Source organism: Sulfitobacter albidus, assembly GCF_018200035.1.
Taxonomy (GTDB): Bacteria; Pseudomonadota; Alphaproteobacteria; order Rhodobacterales; family Rhodobacteraceae; genus Sulfitobacter; species Sulfitobacter albidus.
In genome coordinates this window covers 827,540-844,061 of sequence record NZ_CP073581.1, presented here as the reverse complement: position 1 = coordinate 844,061, position 16,522 = coordinate 827,540, and the positions used below count along the sequence as shown (strand labels likewise).

General features: G+C 63.8%; 16 protein-coding genes, 1 tRNA gene and 3 pseudogenes. 11 read left to right on the top strand and 9 right to left on the bottom strand.

The window, feature by feature from the left end; genetic code table 11:
- Nucleotides 1–171: 171 nt before the first annotated feature.
- Complete coding sequence (locus KDD17_RS04085; RefSeq protein WP_212705402.1) at nucleotides 172–591, bottom strand: integrase core domain-containing protein; 420 nt, start codon at nucleotides 589–591, stop codon at nucleotides 172–174.
- Nucleotides 592–628: 37 nt separating this feature from the next.
- Nucleotides 629–841 (bottom strand): annotated as a pseudogene (locus tag KDD17_RS04080) (transposase); the annotation flags it as partial.
- 44 nt (nucleotides 842–885) lie between these two features.
- On the opposite strand from KDD17_RS04080, the pseudogene KDD17_RS18710 reads away from it, so the two are divergent.
- Nucleotides 886–1,390 (top strand): annotated as a pseudogene (locus KDD17_RS18710) (DDE-type integrase/transposase/recombinase); the annotation flags it as partial.
- 129 nt (nucleotides 1,391–1,519) lie between these two features.
- Here KDD17_RS18710 and KDD17_RS04075 read toward each other — a convergent pair.
- Nucleotides 1,520–1,605: transfer RNA gene (locus tag KDD17_RS04075), tRNA-Leu, on the bottom strand.
- A 223-nt stretch (nucleotides 1,606–1,828) separates the two neighbouring features.
- Between KDD17_RS04075 and KDD17_RS04070 the strand changes: the two genes are divergently transcribed.
- Together KDD17_RS04070 and lipB are read left to right on the top strand one after the other, a co-directional pair.
- Complete coding sequence (locus tag KDD17_RS04070) at nucleotides 1,829–2,449, top strand: DsbA family oxidoreductase (protein ID WP_212706142.1); 621 nt, start codon at nucleotides 1,829–1,831, stop codon at nucleotides 2,447–2,449.
- Nucleotides 2,450–2,471: 22 nt separating this feature from the next.
- The gene (lipB, locus tag KDD17_RS04065; RefSeq protein ID WP_212705401.1) at nucleotides 2,472–3,167 is read left to right on the top strand and encodes a lipoyl(octanoyl) transferase LipB; all 696 of its coding nucleotides are present in this window, start codon (nucleotides 2,472–2,474) and stop codon (nucleotides 3,165–3,167) included.
- On the opposite strand, the gene KDD17_RS04060 is transcribed toward lipB, so the two are convergent.
- Entirely contained in the window at nucleotides 3,143–3,586 is a 444-nt protein-coding gene (locus tag KDD17_RS04060; RefSeq protein ID WP_212705400.1) for a response regulator, read from the bottom strand. The genes lipB and KDD17_RS04060 overlap by 25 nt on opposite strands.
- Nucleotides 3,583–4,857 carry a PAS domain-containing sensor histidine kinase gene (locus KDD17_RS04055; protein WP_212705399.1) on the bottom strand — a complete coding sequence of 425 codons (1,275 nt, stop codon included), beginning with the start codon at nucleotides 4,855–4,857 and terminating at the stop codon, nucleotides 3,583–3,585. The genes KDD17_RS04060 and KDD17_RS04055 overlap by 4 nt, the downstream gene beginning before the upstream one ends.
- A gap of 273 nt (nucleotides 4,858–5,130) precedes the next feature.
- Here KDD17_RS04055 and ctaD point away from each other — a divergent pair, with 273 nt between their 5' ends.
- Nucleotides 5,131–6,804, top strand: a complete 1,674-nt coding sequence (gene ctaD, locus KDD17_RS04050) for a cytochrome c oxidase subunit I (RefSeq protein ID WP_212705398.1) — start codon at nucleotides 5,131–5,133, stop codon at nucleotides 6,802–6,804.
- Between the two features lie 73 nt (nucleotides 6,805–6,877).
- Nucleotides 6,878–7,306 carry a hypothetical protein gene (locus KDD17_RS04045; protein ID WP_212705397.1) on the top strand — a complete coding sequence of 143 codons (429 nt, stop codon included), beginning with the start codon at nucleotides 6,878–6,880 and terminating at the stop codon, nucleotides 7,304–7,306.
- 108 nt (nucleotides 7,307–7,414) lie between these two features.
- Here KDD17_RS04045 and KDD17_RS04040 read toward each other — a convergent pair whose 3' ends face one another.
- A complete protein-coding gene (locus KDD17_RS04040) occupies nucleotides 7,415–7,906 on the bottom strand; it encodes a GNAT family N-acetyltransferase (protein WP_212705396.1) in 492 nt (163 codons plus the stop codon).
- 61 nt (nucleotides 7,907–7,967) lie between these two features.
- On the opposite strand from KDD17_RS04040, the gene KDD17_RS04035 reads away from it, so the two are divergent.
- Complete coding sequence (locus tag KDD17_RS04035; RefSeq protein ID WP_212705395.1) at nucleotides 7,968–8,420, top strand: hypothetical protein; 453 nt, start codon at nucleotides 7,968–7,970, stop codon at nucleotides 8,418–8,420.
- Nucleotides 8,421–8,467: 47 nt separating this feature from the next.
- Complete coding sequence (locus tag KDD17_RS04030) at nucleotides 8,468–8,950, top strand: DUF2244 domain-containing protein (protein WP_212705394.1); 483 nt, start codon at nucleotides 8,468–8,470, stop codon at nucleotides 8,948–8,950.
- Between the two features lie 13 nt (nucleotides 8,951–8,963).
- Here the strand turns inward: KDD17_RS04030 and KDD17_RS04025 are convergent, their stop codons facing one another.
- Complete coding sequence (locus tag KDD17_RS04025; RefSeq protein WP_212705393.1) at nucleotides 8,964–9,425, bottom strand: GatB/YqeY domain-containing protein; 462 nt, start codon at nucleotides 9,423–9,425, stop codon at nucleotides 8,964–8,966.
- A gap of 219 nt (nucleotides 9,426–9,644) precedes the next feature.
- Between KDD17_RS04025 and carA the strand changes: the two genes are divergently transcribed.
- The gene (gene carA, locus KDD17_RS04020) at nucleotides 9,645–10,790 is read left to right on the top strand and encodes a glutamine-hydrolyzing carbamoyl-phosphate synthase small subunit (RefSeq protein WP_212705392.1); all 1,146 of its coding nucleotides are present in this window, start codon (nucleotides 9,645–9,647) and stop codon (nucleotides 10,788–10,790) included.
- A 134-nt stretch (nucleotides 10,791–10,924) separates the two neighbouring features.
- Nucleotides 10,925–12,844 carry a glycosyltransferase gene (locus tag KDD17_RS04015; protein WP_212705391.1) on the top strand — a complete coding sequence of 640 codons (1,920 nt, stop codon included), beginning with the start codon at nucleotides 10,925–10,927 and terminating at the stop codon, nucleotides 12,842–12,844.
- Here KDD17_RS04015 and KDD17_RS04010 read toward each other — a convergent pair.
- Entirely contained in the window at nucleotides 12,795–13,460 is a 666-nt protein-coding gene (locus KDD17_RS04010) for a GntR family transcriptional regulator (protein WP_212705390.1), read from the bottom strand. The genes KDD17_RS04015 and KDD17_RS04010 overlap by 50 nt on opposite strands.
- A gap of 100 nt (nucleotides 13,461–13,560) precedes the next feature.
- Between KDD17_RS04010 and KDD17_RS04005 the strand changes: the two genes are divergently transcribed.
- Together KDD17_RS04005 and KDD17_RS04000 are read left to right on the top strand one after the other, a co-directional pair.
- Nucleotides 13,561–14,217, top strand: a complete 657-nt coding sequence (locus KDD17_RS04005) for a pyrimidine 5'-nucleotidase (protein WP_212705389.1) — start codon at nucleotides 13,561–13,563, stop codon at nucleotides 14,215–14,217.
- Complete coding sequence (locus KDD17_RS04000; RefSeq protein WP_212705388.1) at nucleotides 14,214–15,410, top strand: UbiH/UbiF family hydroxylase; 1,197 nt, start codon at nucleotides 14,214–14,216, stop codon at nucleotides 15,408–15,410. The genes KDD17_RS04005 and KDD17_RS04000 overlap by 4 nt, the downstream gene beginning before the upstream one ends.
- Here the strand turns inward: KDD17_RS04000 and ispG are convergent.
- A pseudogene (gene ispG, locus KDD17_RS03995) lies at nucleotides 15,407–16,521 on the bottom strand (flavodoxin-dependent (E)-4-hydroxy-3-methylbut-2-enyl-diphosphate synthase). The gene KDD17_RS04000 and the pseudogene ispG overlap by 4 nt on opposite strands.
- Between the last annotated feature and the right edge of the window lies 1 nt (nucleotide 16,522).

The following is a 16,522-nucleotide window of genomic DNA, read 5'->3' as shown; positions in this document are numbered from 1 at the left end:
ATGCCCCGCAATCAAACGCTATTCGGGCAGCGCAGCCCAAAAGCGCCCACTCCCACAGTGTCAATGGCGCAAAGGGGTCTCAATCGGGAGGGTTCAGCTCCGTAGGGTCATTGCCCCCTCCGAAAGAACAAGAAGCGTGACGCTCGATCGCTGGTTGAAACCTTCGGATCGTTAATGCGGGTGACGCGCGCCACGTCGCAGTTGCAACATGGTGTATGAGCGAAGATGGCTGATATTTTTTCTGCGGTTTGCAACCGGCCCTTTGTGTCCGCCGCCAGAGTTTTTCGGGGATTTGAGGCTGTATCGAAACGGAGGCTCTGGTTTGATTTCTGTCTGGGATTTTGCGGCAGCGGCGTGGTGCTGCAACCGGCGCTTTCCGATTCTCTGTTTCTTGATCTCCTCTCGCGTTTTCAGGATCTTCGCGCCTCGACCGTAATAGATGTCGGCGGGCGTCAGGCTGTCCAAGCTTTCGTGACAACGACGGCTGTCATGGTGATCGACAAACGCGCCGATCTGGCGTTGCAGATCGCCGGGCAGGAAGTGGTTTTCCGGGAGAACCCGGTGCATCATGGTCTGGTGGCAGCGTTCCACTGCCCGGCAGTTGATTACAAAGCAATCAATGAGAGGGGGCATACGTACGCCAAAGGCGGCGGTTCTCTTCGGCCATGCCCTTCATCTCAGACATCATGCCGGCAGCCATTCCCCCAAATTTGGCGCGTCATGTGCAGAAACTGGCGCTGCTCATTCCATGCTCACGGCACAGTACCGAAACAGGCACACCGTTCTCTGCCTGGCGCAGGATCGCCATGATCCGCGCGTCGCTGAACTTTGCGTTCTCCATTCGAATTCTCCTCGGTCATGGTGACGGAAAAATACTACAGATAAGCACCACTCATTTTCAGGGAGGATTACGCGCCCACTCAGAAAAGGGCGGGCGATATCAGTTATGTGCGGACCGGTGAAGGGTGGCTTTAGCTCGCTGTTATTCTTGACCTGCGTTCAAGGCGCGTGATCGGTTGGGCCGTGTCAAACCGCATGAAACGTAACCCAACGATCCGAGCGTTGAACATGGCCATCGCTCTGCGGTAACCGCCCAGAGCCTGTATTCACCACACGGAGCGCGGCAGTCGATAATGCTCCCACGGCTACCAGACGCCCCTGGCTCTGCATGGGTTAATCGGGTCGATGGGCAGCAGGGGTAACTGCTGAGGCAACCCGGCTGTAAAGGTCCACCTGAAGAACCATCAAGGCAGAGCTGATCTGGCGAAGGTCATGGCAAACACGCCGCAAAGCCGAAGCCGCCATTTTCCAACAGATCAATGGCTTTTTCGATCCGCAACGGCGGCATTCAATATTGAGCTGGAAAAGTCCGGTCGCGCTCGACGGAAAGTGGCCTGAACGAGGACTTGGGGCAGCACAAAAATGGCACAGGACAAGTAGTAATGGGGGACACTCGGGGGGCTGAGAAATCGGCCCCTTTCTTTTTTGCCATAAGAATAAGGGGGATCAGCCCGAAAAGTGGTGCGGTCGGAGAGACTCGAACTCTCACGGGTGTTACCCCACAGCGACCTCAACGCTGCGCGTCTACCATTCCGCCACGACCGCACGCCGTGGTGTGCAGGCTCATAGCCCGGAGTGGCGGTCTGCTCAAGAGCCAATCTGCACCAATTTGCCCGTTGGGTGAAAATCACTCCCCTGCGGACAGGCAAATCAGACCTGCCCCTTGAAACCACGCCGCGCAGCGGCGAATTTGAGGGCGTGCAGCCAAAGGAGCCCGCCCGTGGAAAATCAAGGTCCCGTCGTCGAGGTCGATATCGTCTCGGACATCATGTGCCCGTGGTGCATCATCGGATTTCGCCAACTGGAACAGGCGCTTGGCGCGACGGGCGTGGGCGCGCGCGTGCGGTGGCATCCGTTCGAGCTGAACCCGAACATGCCGCCCGAGGGGCAGAACCTGCGCGAACACATCACCGAAAAATACGGCATCGACGCCGAACAGAGCGCGGCGAACCGGCTCCAGATGAGCGATCTTGGCCAGAGCCTTGGCATCACGTTCAATTGGGGTGACGACAGCCGGATCGTCAACAGCTTTGCCGCGCATCAACTGCTGGACTGGTCGCTGGAGCACGGCAAGCAGCATCCGCTGAAGATGGCGCTGTTCGCCGCGCATTTTACCGACGGGCGCGATGTGTCGGACCCGCAGACGCTGGTCGCCATCGCGGGCGAGGTGGGGCTGGACAAGGACGCCGCGCGCCGCGTGCTAGAGAGCGGCAGCCACGTCGACCAGGTGCGCGAGCGGCAGACATTCTGGACCTCGCGGGGGATTTCCGGCGTGCCGTCGATGGTTTTCGGCGGCACATATCTGGTGACGGGCGCGCAGGGGGCGCAGGCCTACGCGCAATTGCTCAAACGCGTGGTGGCGGAGCAGACCGCCCCCGCGGCACAGTGACCGCCGCCGCGACGCCTTTCGCATGATCGAGTGGATCACCTCCCCCGGATTGACGGATTTCCGCACCGCCGAGGCGTGGATGGAGGCCCGTGTGGCCGCGATCCACGCAGGCGATGCGGCAGAGTGTATCTGGCTCGTTGAGCATCCGCCGCTCTACACGGCCGGTACTTCGGCGCGGGCGCAGGATCTGACCGATCCCGACCGGTTTGACGTCTATGCGACCAAACGCGGCGGCCAGTATACCTATCACGGACCCGGACAGCGCGTCGCATATGTGCTTTTGGATGTGGGCGCGCGCGGGCGCGACGTGCGCGCCTTTGTGCAGCAGCTCGAAGGCTGGGTGATCGACACGCTGGCCGACTTCAACGTCACCGGGGAGATCCGCGCGGGCCGCGTGGGTGTCTGGGTGCAGCGGCCCGACCGCCCCGCTCCCCTGCCCGGCCAGATCGCGGAGGACAAGATTGCGGCGATCGGCATCCGCCTGCGCCGCTGGATCAGCTTTCACGGGGTGTCGATCAACGTCGAGCCGGACCTGAGCCACTTTGACGGGATCGTGCCGTGCGGCATTGCCGAGCACGGGGTGACGAGCCTTGTGGATCTGGGGCTGCCCGTGACGATGGGCGATGTGGATATCGCATTGCATCGGGCCTTTGCGGGGCGTTTTGGCGAAGAGCCGGTGCTGGCGCCCGCCGTTCAGGCGGCAGAGGATTGTGCCTGAGCACGTTGGATTTCGTCCACGAGTTCCAACAAGACCTCCAGCTTGAGCGGCTTGTCCGAGAAGCAATGCACATTCGGGTCTGCCTCCGCCCGCGCGTGATCAGCCTTGAGCAGCGAGGTCGAGAGCATCACGATGATCAACGGCGCATCGGCGCCGATATGAAGCCTGGCGTATGCCTCGAGGAATTCGAACCCGCCCATGCGTGGCATATTGATGTCAAGAAAGACCAGTTCGGGCAGCTTGCGCCCGGTATCGATGTCATCCTGCAGCATCTCGAGCGCCTGTTCGCCGTCGTAGGCCACGCTCACCGCCTTTGCCCGGCCAGAGCGCTGGATGACGCGGGTGTGCATGAGGTTGGTCACCTCGTCGTCATCGACCAGCAGGATGCGTTCGAGGGGCGGTCTGTCGGGCGGGGTCATATCGACGCTCCTTTGGGTAGGGAAACAGTGAAACAGGCGCCTTCCCCCTTGCGGGCCTGTGCCTGGAGGGAGCCGCCGCGCCGGTTCAGCATCCGCTCCGCACAGTAGAGGGCGATGCCGCTGCCGGGCGGGCTGACGTGGGCGCGCTTGAACAGGCCGAACACCTTGTCGAGATCGCGCGTCATGTCAAAACCGGTGCCGGTGTCGCGCAGGCTCAGCTGCATCGTGCTGCTGCCTTCGCGGGCCTCGATCCGGATGTCGAGGGGGCGGTCGGGATCGGCGTAGTCGAGGGCGTTGCCCAGAAGCGTACCGAGAATCGTGCGGAATTCAGGCGGATGGAAAGAGATGGCCGCGCCCTTGGGGATCGCGGTGGTGAGGCGGGCGGCGCGCCTGCGGATCTCGCCGCGCCGCTCGAAAACGGCATGGGCGACTTCGGCACGCAGATCGACCGGGACATTCTTCCCGCTGTGCGGCGCGCGCAGGTGGGCGACCATCACCAGCCCCTCGATCTTGGCGATCAGCTGGTCGGCGCAGCGGCGCACCCAGCTGACCTGCTCGGCCTGTTCGGGCGTAAACCCCTCGCCCGCCTCTTCGAGCATGCGCGCCAGCCGGGCAAGATTGTTGACCGGCACCTTGAGATCATGGGTCGCCACATGGGTGAGCCGGTCAAGCTCTCCGGCGGTCTGTTCCAGCGCGGCGGAGCGTTCGCGCACCTGCTGTTCGAGCGCAGTATTGAGCGTCTCGATCTCGCGGGTGCGGCGGCGGATCCGGGTTTCAAGCTGGGCATTGAGATCCGCGAGCGCGCGTTCGGCGTGTTTTTCGGCGGTGATGTCGGTGGCGCAGCCGATGTGGCAGCGCACGCCGCCGCCCGCATCCCGGTCATAGACCGCGTCGGTCGAGCGCAACCAGCGCGTCGCACCGTGCTTGGTGCGCACGCGGTAGTCGATCTGGCAGGTCTCGTTGTCTGGCAACGCCGCGATTCGCGTGAAATGCGGCGCCAGCAGGCAGACATCGTCGGGATGCAGGATCGCGGGCAGCACCGCCTCCCCCATCGCAAGGACCTCTGCCGCGCTATATCCCAGATGCACCGCGACAGAGCGGTTGGCGAAGCGTGTCGATTGCGTGCCGTGGTCAAAGACATAGACGAATCCCGGCATCCGCCGCAGGATCTGCGCCATGTCAACCGTCCCACCGGCACCCGCCTGCGCAGGCGCAGCCACCGCCCCGTGGGGCATGGCGATATCGGTCGGAGCATCAAGGCGCGGTGACACGGATGGTATTTCCTGTAACTGGATCATCCAGAAATGCCCCGCCGCGCGTTAATGACGGATGAAAATCCCGCCTGTGCAGCGTCGCGCATTCGTCTCAAATGCCGCACAATGGATTGCGGCAAATCCACGGGCCCTGATGCGGAATTTATGTGTCCCTGCGACCATCGCGCCCATTGCGCGGCGCGGTCTATGGTTTTAGAAGGGCCGGGAGTTCCGTCCGTGCGTTTCGCCAACAGGCGCACGGGCCCAAATCAATAGCTTAGGAGGCACCGCATGGCAGACGCAGCCATTCACGGGCACGACCATGAAGACGAGCGTGGCTTTTTCACGCGCTGGTTCATGTCCACCAACCACAAAGACATCGGTATCCTGTACCTGATCGTCTCCGCCTTTGTCGGGTTTATCGCCGTCGCCTTCACCGTCTACATGCGGTTGGAGCTGATGGACCCCGGCGTTCAGTACATGTGTGCCGAAGGCGCGCGGATGTTCGCCAATGCGGCAGAGACCTGCACCCCCAACGGACACCTTTGGAACGTGCTGATCACCGGTCACGGCATCCTGATGATGTTCTTTGTCGTGATCCCCGCCCTGTTCGGCGGTTTCGGCAACTACTTCATGCCCTTGCAGATCGGCGCGCCGGACATGGCGTTTCCGCGTCTGAACAACCTGTCGTTCTGGCTCTATGTGGCGGGCTCGTCGCTGGCGGTCTGTTCGGTGCTGGCACCGGGCGGCAACGGTCAGCTCGGCTCCGGCGTGGGCTGGGTTCTGTACCCGCCGCTGTCGGTGAAAGAGGGCGGCATGTCGATGGACCTCGCGATCTTTGCGGTGCACGTCTCGGGTGCCTCGTCGATCCTGGGCGCGATCAACATGATCACCACCTTCCTGAACATGCGTGCTCCCGGCATGACCCTGTTCAAGGTGCCGCTGTTCAGCTGGTCGATCTTTGTCACCGCGTGGCTGATTCTGCTCGCCCTGCCCGTTCTGGCCGGTGCGATCACAATGCTGCTGATGGACCGCAACTTTGGCTTTGCGTTCTTTGATCCCGCAGGCGGGGGCGACCCGGTGCTGTACCAGCACATCCTGTGGTTTTTTGGTCACCCTGAGGTCTACATCATCATCCTGCCCGGTTTCGGCATCATCAGCCACGTCATCGCGACCTTCTCGCGCAAGCCGATCTTTGGCTATCTGCCAATGGTCTGGGCGATCATCGCGATCGGTGTGCTGGGCTTTGTCGTGTGGGCGCACCACATGTACACCGTCGGCATGAGCCTGAACCAACAGGCGTACTTCATGCTGGCGACGATGGTCATCGCGGTGCCCACGGGGGTCAAGATCTTTAGCTGGATCGCGACCATGTGGGGCGGCTCGATCGAGCTGAAGACACCGATGCTCTGGGCGTTCGGCTTCCTGTTCCTGTTCACCGTGGGTGGTGTGACCGGTATCGTGCTGAGCCAGGCCGCCGTGGACCGCTACTATCACGACACGTACTACGTCGTGGCGCACTTCCACTACGTGATGTCCCTTGGCGCCGTGTTCACCATCTTTGCGGGTATCTATTTCTACCTGCCCAAGATGACCGGCCGGATGTATCCCGAATGGGCAGGCAAGCTGCACTTCTGGGCGATGTTCATCGGTGCGAACCTGACGTTCTTCCCACAACACTTCCTGGGCCGTCAGGGCATGCCACGCCGCTACATCGACTATCCTGACGCGTTCGCGTACTGGAATTACTGGTCGTCGCTGGGCGCGTTCCTGTCCTTCGCTTCGTTCCTGTTCTTCTTCGGAGTGATGGCCTACACGCTGATGTACGGCCGCCGCGTCACCGAGGCGAACCCGTGGAACGAATACGCGGATACGCTGGAATGGACCCTGCCCTCCCCGCCGCCCGAGCACACGTTCGAGCAGCTTCCAAAGCGGGAAGACTGGGACAAGCAGCCAAGCCACTAAGCGGGCGCTGCTGAGAGATAAGAGGGCTCCGACGGCGGTCGGGGCCCTTTTGCGTTGAGGAAAGGCACGACCGATGATGACCCTTTTCACCCTTGCGGCCCTGTTGGGGCCACAGGCGATAGCCGTGCGGCGCGGCTGGCGCGTGGGCGGGCATCTGGCCGTGCTGCTGGCGGGGGTCACGGTGGTCAGCGTTGTCTGGGTCGTGGGGACCGACGCGCAACCGCCCCGACGGGGGGATGGAGCGCTGACGCTGCTCTGGCTCGCCATCGGCGCGCTGGCGATGCTGGTGCCCCTGTTTCTGGCGCTGCAACAGATGTTCCCGACCTACGACTACCGGCTGGCGACCGTGCTGGCGCAGGGATTCGCGCTGGCGCTGGCGGCGGCGATGATCCCGCGCGGGGCGCTATCGGGTCTGCCGGTATTCGAGGGCGGCGCGCTCGTGCTGAGTATCGCGCTTTTTTGTGTAGCGCTGCATGTGGTGCACCGGGGCGAGCTGCGCTGAGCCCGCGCGTGCCCCGCGCCTTCGGAGTTTCGCGTGCGGTCGCGTTTGCGTGACGCGGTCAGGGCGCTGCACAAAAAGCGTCACAGCCCTGCCCGGGGCACAGCCGCATCATGTCAGAGATTTCTCGAGGTAGTACAACGTATCTTCCCCCTTGTAGCGGGGCAGCTGGCCGAACACGCGGTAGCCGCAGGCCTCATAGAGCCTGCGCGCCCCTTCCGCGCGCGTCTCGATGTGGATGCGGGTGCAGCCCTCGCTGCAGGCGTGATCCTCGGCCTGCATCAGCAGACGCCGCCCCGTGCCCTGCCCGCGCAGCGCGGCGTCGACCCACAGCTCTGAGATATGCGCCGCGCCAAAGCACAGCTCCCCCTTGCACCCGGCAATCAGCGCGCCTGCATCGTTGTGGATAGAGAGCAGGAATTCGACCAACTCCTCCTGCGTGGCCGTCTGCCCCGCCTCGCGCAGACGCTGGTGCAGCGCGTCTGCGGTGGCTTTGTCGGGCGGGGATTGAATCTGGATTTCGGGGCGGTCATGGCGGCTCCTGTGGGGTGATGCCCCACGGGAGATGCGGTCGTTTCGCGCCGGGTCAAGCAGGGCGGCCAAGTCAGGGGGGGTGCCCCTCGCCGCGCCTTACGCTATTTGCCGGTCGAAAGGAGACCGACCAATGTTCGCGATGCTGATCTGTTTGCTGGCCCCGCAGGGTGTCGCCCATTTGAGGGGATTTGGGCCAGCGGGGCATCTGACGCTGCTGCTGCTGTCGCTCTGCGCGGTCACCGCCGTGCTGGCCGCAGCGGCGTTCTCCGCGCTGCCCGGGGATCTTCGGGCAACGCGTGATGCGACCTATTTCGTCGTGACGATCTCTCCGCTGGGCTATGCAATGATCGGCTTGACCCTGCTCGCGCCGCTTTACTGGGCGGTCGAGCAATTGCGGCCCGAGGCGCGGTTTTCGATCGACACCGCCTTGGCGCAGGCGCTTGCGCTAACCATGGCCGCAGCCTTGTCCGGCAGCGGGGCGCCAACGGGCGCGCCGAGAGTGGCAGAGCTTGCCAGTCTTGCGTTGGTTCTGGGCATGCTCGCCCGCTGTGGCTGGCTGATCCTGCGTCCCTCCGCCGGGTGAGCATGGTGTCGCATTGCACCGCCCTCAGAGCACGCTAAAACACTGTCATGCCGTATCAATGGACATCCGCCCCGCACAGCACCCCGCAGACCCTGCGCCTGTGGCCGCACCAATCCCTGCCGGCGCGGGGCATGGCGGCATTCGTGCTCAGCACCTTCACGCTGATCTGCATCCCGGTGATCCCCCTGCTGGGCTCCCCGATCCTGTGGGGGATGCTGCCGTTCACGCTGGCGGCGGTGTGGGGGATGTATTTTGCGTTGCAACGCAATCACAAATCCCGCCTCATCGAAGAGGAGCTGACCCTGTCGGATACCACCGCGCAGCTGCGGCGCACCAATCCCAAGGGCGACGTGCAGGAATGGGATTGCGAGCGGTACTGGACGCAGGTCACAAAATACGAAGACGAGGGGCCGGTGCCGCATTACGTCACCCTGCGCGGCAAGGGTCGTGAGGTGGAAATCGGCGCGTTTCTGAGCGAGGAAGAGCGCATCGCCCTCTACGACGATCTGACCCGCGCATTGGTCCGGTAAGGTCGGCCCGCCCTCAGGACGACAACCGATCCTTTACCATCGGTCCGACACGGCCAAAATCCATCTGACCTGTGTATTTGGCTTTCAGCACACCCATCACCGTGCCCATGTCGCGGATCGAGCTTGCGCCGGTCTCCGACACGGCGGCATCGACGGCGGCGCGCGCCTCGTCCTCGCTCAACTGTTTGGGCAGGAATTCCTCGATGACCGCGATCTCCGACCGCTCCGCCTCCGCGAGATCCAGACGCCCGCCCTCCTCGTAGGCGCGGGCCGATTCCATACGTTGCTTGGACATCTTGCCAAGGATGGCGAGCACTTCGGCATCGCCCACGCCGGCGTCATTGTCGTCGACACGCGCGGCGATATCCTTGTCCTTGATCGCGGCATTGATCAGACGCAGCGTCGACAGCTTTGTCTTGTCCTTGTCTTTCATCGCCTGCTTGAGGGCGGTCGTGATGCGCGTGCGCAGATTCATTTGGGGGGCCTTCCCGTGTCCGGTAGAACTCGAATGCTGACACTACCTAATGCAGGCGCAGCATGCAATCCACCATAGCGGCAACATCCCATTGATATAAAACACTATTTCATTTTTTGCGCACCTTGACCCTCCCCCGGTGCCGCTATAGTTTGCGGGCGTTTGCCGGGGCACGCGCTGCCCGCGCACGGTGCCACTGCCCCTGAGGAGATACACCAGATGACCGCCCCCACGCCCACCGCCTGCCTCGTTCTCGCCGATGGATCCGTCTTTTACGGGGAGGGGTTCGGAGCCACCGGTCAGACCGTCGCCGAGCTGTGTTTCAACACGGCCATGACCGGCTATCAGGAGATCATGACAGATCCCTCCTACGCGGGGCAGATCGTGACCTTTACCTTTCCGCATGTCGGCAATGTGGGCACCAACCCGCAGGACGATGAAACCGGCGATCCGGTGGCGGCCGGCATGGTCGTGAAATGGATGCCGACCGAGCCCAGCAACTGGCGGGCGGTGCAGCATCTGTCGGATTGGCTCGCCGCGCGCGGGCGCATCGCCATCGGCGGGATCGACACGCGGCGACTGACCCGCGCGATCCGCCAGCAGGGCGCGCCGCACGCCGCCCTCGCCCATGACCCCAACGGGAAATTCGACATCGAGGCGCTTGTGGCCGCCGCCCGCGCCTTTGCCGGGCTGGAGGGCATGGATCTGGCCAAGGATGTCACCTGCGCGCAATCCTACCGCTGGAACGAGATGCGGTGGGCCTGGCCCGACGGATTCGCGCCACAGACCGACCCCAAGCACCGCGTTGTCGCCATCGACTACGGCGCGAAACGCAACATTCTGCGCTGCCTTGCCTCGGCGGGCTGCGAAGTCACGGTGCTGCCGGCCTCTGCCACCTATGAGGACGTGATGGCGCACAGCCCCGATGGGGTGTTCTTGTCCAACGGTCCCGGCGATCCGGCGGCCACCGGGGAATACGCCGTGCCGATGATCCGCGACGTTCTGGATAAGACCGAGCTGCCGGTGTTCGGCATCTGTCTGGGCCACCAGATGCTGGCCCTCGCCCTGGGCGGTGAGACGGTCAAGATGAGCCACGGCCACCACGGCGCCAACCACCCCGTCAAGGATCTGGAGACCGGCAAGGTCGAGATTACCTCGATGAATCATGGCTTTGCCGTCGATGGGCAATCCCTGCCGGATGGCGTCGTCGAGACGCATCGTTCGCTTTTTGACGGGTCGAACTGCGGGATCCGCATGACCGGCCGCCCGGTCTATTCGGTGCAACATCACCCGGAGGCGTCACCCGGTCCGCAGGACAGCTATTACCTTTTTGAGCGCTTTGCCGCCGCCATGGCGGCGCGCTGACGCCGCACCGCAGCTACCGCCAGGGTTGAAGTTAACCACTTCAACTCAACCCACTGAAAAAAAACGATATTAACGGATCGTTAATCCTTCTCTGCCACCAGTGATCCGTTGTGACGCTGGTTTGGTAGGATGGGATGAATGATCTCAACCTGCGTTTTCCACGGCTCACGCTCCCGCCGGAACGCCTTCCGCTGGGGCGTATCCTGGTGAATGCGGGAAAAATTACGCAGGCGGATCTGGTGCATGCGCTGGATCTGCAACGGCATGTGGACAGCCCTCTGGGTGAAATTCTCGTGACGGAAGGATTGGTGCGCCGCCATGATCTGATGCGGATGTTGTCGATTCAGCATCGCGTGCGCATGGTCGATCTGGTGGGCAGCCCGCCCGCCCCCGCCTTGCGCCACCGTCTGCCCGCGTCCTTGTGCCTGCGCCACATGGTCGTGCCCTACGCCGTGTCGGGTGACATCTTGCTGGTCTGCACCGCGCATCCCGAAACCTTTGACGCCTTGCGCGCCTGCCTGGGACCGCAGGGCCGGCGGATCGAGCCGGTGCTGGCCCATGAGCGCGACATCCGGGCGGCGATCAGCCGTCTGTACGGGGCGGAGCTGGCGCAGAAGGCGGCGCGTCGGGTGCCGGCGGCGCTCAGCTGTCGCGGTTGGGATGTGACCAATCCGAACCGCCGTATCGCTGCCATCGGGCTGCTGGCGGCGGGTGCCGCCTCAGTAATCCTCGCGCCGCTGTGGACGATCACCGTGCTGATGGTCTTTGCCTTTGTCACATTGATGATGACCACGGCGCTCAAGCTTGCGGCGACCGTGGCACAGTTGTTTTTCCCGGCGACACCGCCGCCTGCCCGTGCAGAACCGGAGGCGTTTCCGCTGCCGCTTGTCTCGGTCCTGGTCCCGCTGCTGCGCGAAAAGGAAATCGCGGGCAAGCTGATCGAGCGTCTGTCGCGGCTGACCTACCCGAAATCCCTGCTAGAAGTCGTATTGGTGCTGGAAGCCGACGATCATGTCACCCGCGAGACCATCGCGCGCACCGCGATGCCGCCATGGATGAGCGTGATCGAAGTGCCCGGCGCCTCAGGTCTGACGACAAAACCGCGCGCGCTGAACTATGCGCTGGATTTCTGCCGTGGCTCGATCATCGGCGTCTGGGATGCAGAGGACGCCCCCGAGAGCGACCAGATCGAAAAGATCGTCACCCGTTTTCATAGCGCACCGCAGAATGTCGCCTGTCTTCAGGGGGTTCTGGATTATTACAATGCCCGCACCAATTGGCTGTCGCGCTGTTTCACCATTGAATACGCGACCTGGTGGCGGATGATCCTGCCGGGGGTGGCGCGGCTGGGTCTGGTGATCCCGTTGGGGGGCACAACCCTGTTTTTCCGCCGCAGCGTGCTGGAAAAGCTGTGCGGCTGGGACGCCCATAACGTGACCGAGGACGCGGATCTGGGGATCCGCCTCGCCCGGGCGGGCTATGTCACCGAATTGATCGCCACCACCACCTTTGAGGAGGCCAATTGCAAGGCCTGGCCCTGGGTCAAACAACGGTCCCGCTGGCTCAAGGGCTATCTGATTACGTGGTGCGTACACATGCGTGATCCCGCAGCACTGATGCGCGATCTTGGATTTTTGCGCTTCATGGGGGTGCAGGCGATCTTGCTGGCCACGTTTGCGCAATTCGCCGCGGCGCCGCTGCTGTGGTCGTTCTGGATCATGCTGATCGGCATATCCCATCCGGTAAGCGAGACGTTGGGCAGCGGGATCGCGACGGGCATGGCGATAAGCTTCCTGATCGCGGAGGTCATCAATCTGTCGACCTCGGTGCTGGCCGTACGCGGCGTGGGGCACCGGCATCTGACGGGCTGGGTCTTTACCCTGCCATTCTATTTTCCGATGGGGGCCCTGTCGGCGTACAAGGCGCTCAAGGAACTCGTTTCGGAGCCGTTCTATTGGGATAAAACCCAGCATGGCGTGTCGCAGGAAGAGAACGCGCGCGCGCTCAGCTCTCCGCCTCGCGACGCTCAGCCTCTTGCCTTAACCGGGTCGTGAAGGCGACAGAGATATGCGCGCGCAGGGCGGCATCGGCGGCGTCACCGTCGCGCGCCTCGATCGCGGTGACGATCTGGTCGTGCTCTGCCTGCGCAATCGCGCCGCGCCCCACGACCGCCAGCGACGTGGTTGCCATCAATGCCATGGAGCGGTGAACGAGATCGAGTTGCCGCACCAGAAAGCGGTTGTGCGAGGCAAGATGGATCTGCTTGTGAAACCGCCGGTTGGCACGGGCGAGTGCGGCCGGATGCTCCAGCAGCGCGTTGTCGGCCTCGAGCATGTCGCGCAGCAGGCGGATTTCCTCTTCGGTGGCGTTGCGCGCGGCAAGACGGGCGGCGAGGCCCTCAAGCTCTCCGCGCACGACATACAGCTCGGCCATCTGGTTGTGATCCAGTGAGGCGACGATCAGGCTGCGCCCGTCACGGGTGAGCAGCGATTGCGTCTCGAGCCGTTGCAGCGCCTCGCGGATGGGCGTGCGCGAGACGCCAAACCGCTCGGCCAGCTCGCTTTCCACCAGCCGGTCGCCGGGGGTGTAGATGCCCGTGTCGATCGCGTCGAGGATCATGGAATAGGCATCCGTATTGCCGGAGCGGGCGCCAGTGGTCGTCTTGTTCATGGACGGGCTTTCTGCATGTGCTGGGGTCAGCATAGCCGCCCGCGCCCCGCGCTGGAAAGACCCCTTGCGCGCCTGCGTTGGCGCGCCTACCACCGGGGCCATGGATCATGGTGCTTTTTCCGATGTGACGACCTGGGTGTTCGACCTTGATCACACGCTTTATCCGCCGTCGGCGCGATTGTTCGATCTGATCGAGGTGCGGATGCGCGATTGGGTGATGCGTACGCTGGGCGTTGATGCGACCGAAGCCGACCGCCTGCGCCTGCACTATTGGCAGACCCATGGCACCACGCTGGCCGGGCTGATGCGCGAGCATGACGTGGATCCGGCCCCCTACCTTGAGGATGTGCACGACATCTCGATGGCGAGCCTTGTGCCCGATCCGGTGCTGGCCGCGCGGATCGGTGCGCTGCGCGGGCGGCGGATCGTCTATACCAACGGCTGCGCCCCCTACGCTGAACGGGTGCTCGCGGCGCGCGGGCTGACGGGGCTGTTCGATGCGGTCTACGGGGTTGAGCACGCCGATTTCCACCCCAAGCCCGACGCCGCCGCGTTCGAGAGGGTGTTTGGCCGCGACGGGTTTGACCGCAGCCGTGCCGCCATGTTCGAGGATGATCCGCGCAACCTGATCGTGCCCGATGCGATGGGCCTGCGCACGGTGCATATCGCGCCCGAACGCGCGGACGCGCCGCATGTGCATTTCCACGCGCCGGACCTATCTACGTTTCTGGGCGAGATAGCGGAGCACACGGGATGAGCGAGACTTGCGATATTCTGATTTCGGGCGGCGGGATTGCCGGGCTGACGGCGGCGGCGGCCTTTGGCAGTGCGGGGTTTCACGTGATCTGCGTCGATCCCACACCGCCGGTCACGGACGGTGACAGCGACGGTGCCGATCTGCGGTCCACCGCGATGTTGCAGCCCGCCCGCGATTTGCTGGAGCGCGCAGGGCTATGGGAGACGCTGGCGCCCCACGCGGCCCCCTTGCAAGTGATGCGGATCATCGACGCCGGGGGCGAGGTGCCAGAGCCGCGGGTGGTCAAGGAATTCGATGCCGCCGATATCTCGGACGCGCCGTTTGGCTGGAACTTTCCCAACTGGCTTTTGCGCCGGGAGATGCTTGCCCGGCTGGCGGATCTGCCGACTGTCGATTTCCGTCCCGGCGTCGGCACCACGACGCTGTTTACCCGCACAGCGGAGGCGCGCGTGGGGCTGAGCGACGGCACACGGGTGCGCACGCATCTGGTGATCGCCGCGGACGGACGCGGATCGCCCATGCGGCAGGCGGCGGGGATCGGCGTGCGCACGCAGACCTACGGCCAGCGTGCGCTGGTGTTTGCGGTCACCCATCCCCTGCCGCACGGCAATATTTCGACCGAGGTGCACCGCACCGGCGGGCCGTTCACGCTGGTGCCCCTGCCCGACCGCGATGGCCAACCATGCTCGGCGGTGGTGTGGATGGATGATGCGGCAGCGACGCAGGCGCGCGAGCGGATGGATGTGGCGGAATTCGAGGCCGAAGCCTCCACTCGGTGCTGCGAGGTATTTGGCCCGCTCACGCTGGTGAGCCGTCGCCAAAGCTGGCCCATCAGCACGCAGCACGCGGAGCGGTTGACCGGCGAGCGGCTGGCCCTGATTGCGGAGGCCGCGCATGCGATGCCGCCCATCGGCGCGCAGGGGCTCAACATGTCGCTCGCCGATATTGCGACGCTGCTGGATCTGGCAGAGGCGCGACGCGAAGGCTTGGGCGATCAAGAGATGCTGGATGCTTACGACCGCGCGCGATTTGGCGACATACAGCTGCGGGTGCGCGGAATCGATATGCTCAACCGGGCAAGCCAGGTGAGGGCGCCGCTCTTGCGCGACGCGCGGGCGATTGGGCTGCGGGCGCTTTACGCCGCCGCCCCGGTGCGCCGGATGCTGATGCAGATGGGGCTGGGCGCGCGTTAGTCGGCGGCGTCGGCCTCCAGTTCAGCCGCACGTTTTTCGACCTGCTCGACGATATGGTCGACCATCTCGTCGTTGTTCAGCTTATGGCTCTGCTTGCCCGCGAGATAGACCATGCCCGAGCCTGCCCCCCGCCGGTAAAGCCCACGTCGGTCATCAGCGCCTCACCGGGGCCGTTGACCACACAGCCGATGATCGACAGGCTCATCGGCGTCTTGATATGCTCCAGCCGCTGTTCGAGTTTTTCGACCGTCTTGATCACGTCGAACCCCTGCCGCGCGCAGGAGGGGCATGAGATGATGTTCACGCCCCGGTGGCGCAGGCCGAGGGACTTCAGGATCTCGTAGCCGACCTTGACCTCTTCGACCGGATCGGCGGAGAGCGAGACGCGGATCGTATCGCCGATGCCCATCCACAAAAGATTGCCCAGACCGATGGCCGATTTGATCGTGCCGGAGGTCAGCCCGCCGGCCTCGGTGATGCCGAGGTGGATCGGCGCATCCGTGGCGTCGGCAAGCTGCTGGTAGGCGGCGGCGGCCATGAAGACATCGGACGCCTTGCAGCTGATCTTGAACTCGTGAAAATCGTTGTCTTGCAGGATCTTGATATGATCCAGGCCGGATTCCACCATCGCGTCGGGGCACGGCTCCCCGTATTTTTCCAGCAGGTGCTTTTCCAGACTGCCCGCGTTCACGCCGATGCGGATCGAGCAGTTGTTATCGCGCGCGGCCTTGATGACTTCCTTGACCCGCTTCTCATCCCCGATGTTGCCAGGGTTGATGCGCAGGCAGGCGGCGCCGGCCTCAGCAGCCTCTATCCCGCGTTTGTAGTGGAAATGGATGTCAGCGACGAGCGGCACCGGGCTTTCGGCGACGATCTGTTTCAGCGCCGCAGAGCTTTCCACATCGGGGACCGAGACGCGCACAATATCCGCGCCTACATCGGCGGCGGCCTGAATTTGCGCGATCGTGGCCTTGGCGTCAGAGGTGAGCGTGTTGGTCATGGTTTGCACGGTGATGGGTGCATCGCCCCCCACGGGGACATTGCCAACCATGATCTGCCGCGACTTGCGCCGGTAGATGTTGCGCCACGGGCGGATGTGATTGAGGGTCATG

Coding starts and splice junctions, on each gene's coding strand:
- KDD17_RS04070 (WP_212706142.1), top strand. CDS start 1,829: ATGTGCCCGTGGTGCATCATCGGATTTCGCCAACTGGAACAGGCGCTT.
- lipB (WP_212705401.1), top strand. CDS start 2,472: ATGATCGAGTGGATCACCTCCCCCGGATTGACGGATTTCCGCACCGCC.
- KDD17_RS04060 (WP_212705400.1), bottom strand. CDS start 3,586: ATGACCCCGCCCGACAGACCGCCCCTCGAACGCATCCTGCTGGTCGAT.
- ctaD (WP_212705398.1), top strand. CDS start 5,131: ATGGCAGACGCAGCCATTCACGGGCACGACCATGAAGACGAGCGTGGC.
- KDD17_RS04045 (WP_212705397.1), top strand. CDS start 6,878: ATGATGACCCTTTTCACCCTTGCGGCCCTGTTGGGGCCACAGGCGATA.
- KDD17_RS04035 (WP_212705395.1), top strand. CDS start 7,968: ATGTTCGCGATGCTGATCTGTTTGCTGGCCCCGCAGGGTGTCGCCCAT.
- KDD17_RS04030 (WP_212705394.1), top strand. CDS start 8,468: ATGCCGTATCAATGGACATCCGCCCCGCACAGCACCCCGCAGACCCTG.
- KDD17_RS04025 (WP_212705393.1), bottom strand. CDS start 9,425: ATGAATCTGCGCACGCGCATCACGACCGCCCTCAAGCAGGCGATGAAA.
- carA (WP_212705392.1), top strand. CDS start 9,645: ATGACCGCCCCCACGCCCACCGCCTGCCTCGTTCTCGCCGATGGATCC.
- KDD17_RS04015 (WP_212705391.1), top strand. CDS start 10,925: ATGAATGATCTCAACCTGCGTTTTCCACGGCTCACGCTCCCGCCGGAA.
- KDD17_RS04010 (WP_212705390.1), bottom strand. CDS start 13,460: ATGAACAAGACGACCACTGGCGCCCGCTCCGGCAATACGGATGCCTAT.
- KDD17_RS04005 (WP_212705389.1), top strand. CDS start 13,561: ATGGATCATGGTGCTTTTTCCGATGTGACGACCTGGGTGTTCGACCTT.
- KDD17_RS04000 (WP_212705388.1), top strand. CDS start 14,214: ATGAGCGAGACTTGCGATATTCTGATTTCGGGCGGCGGGATTGCCGGG.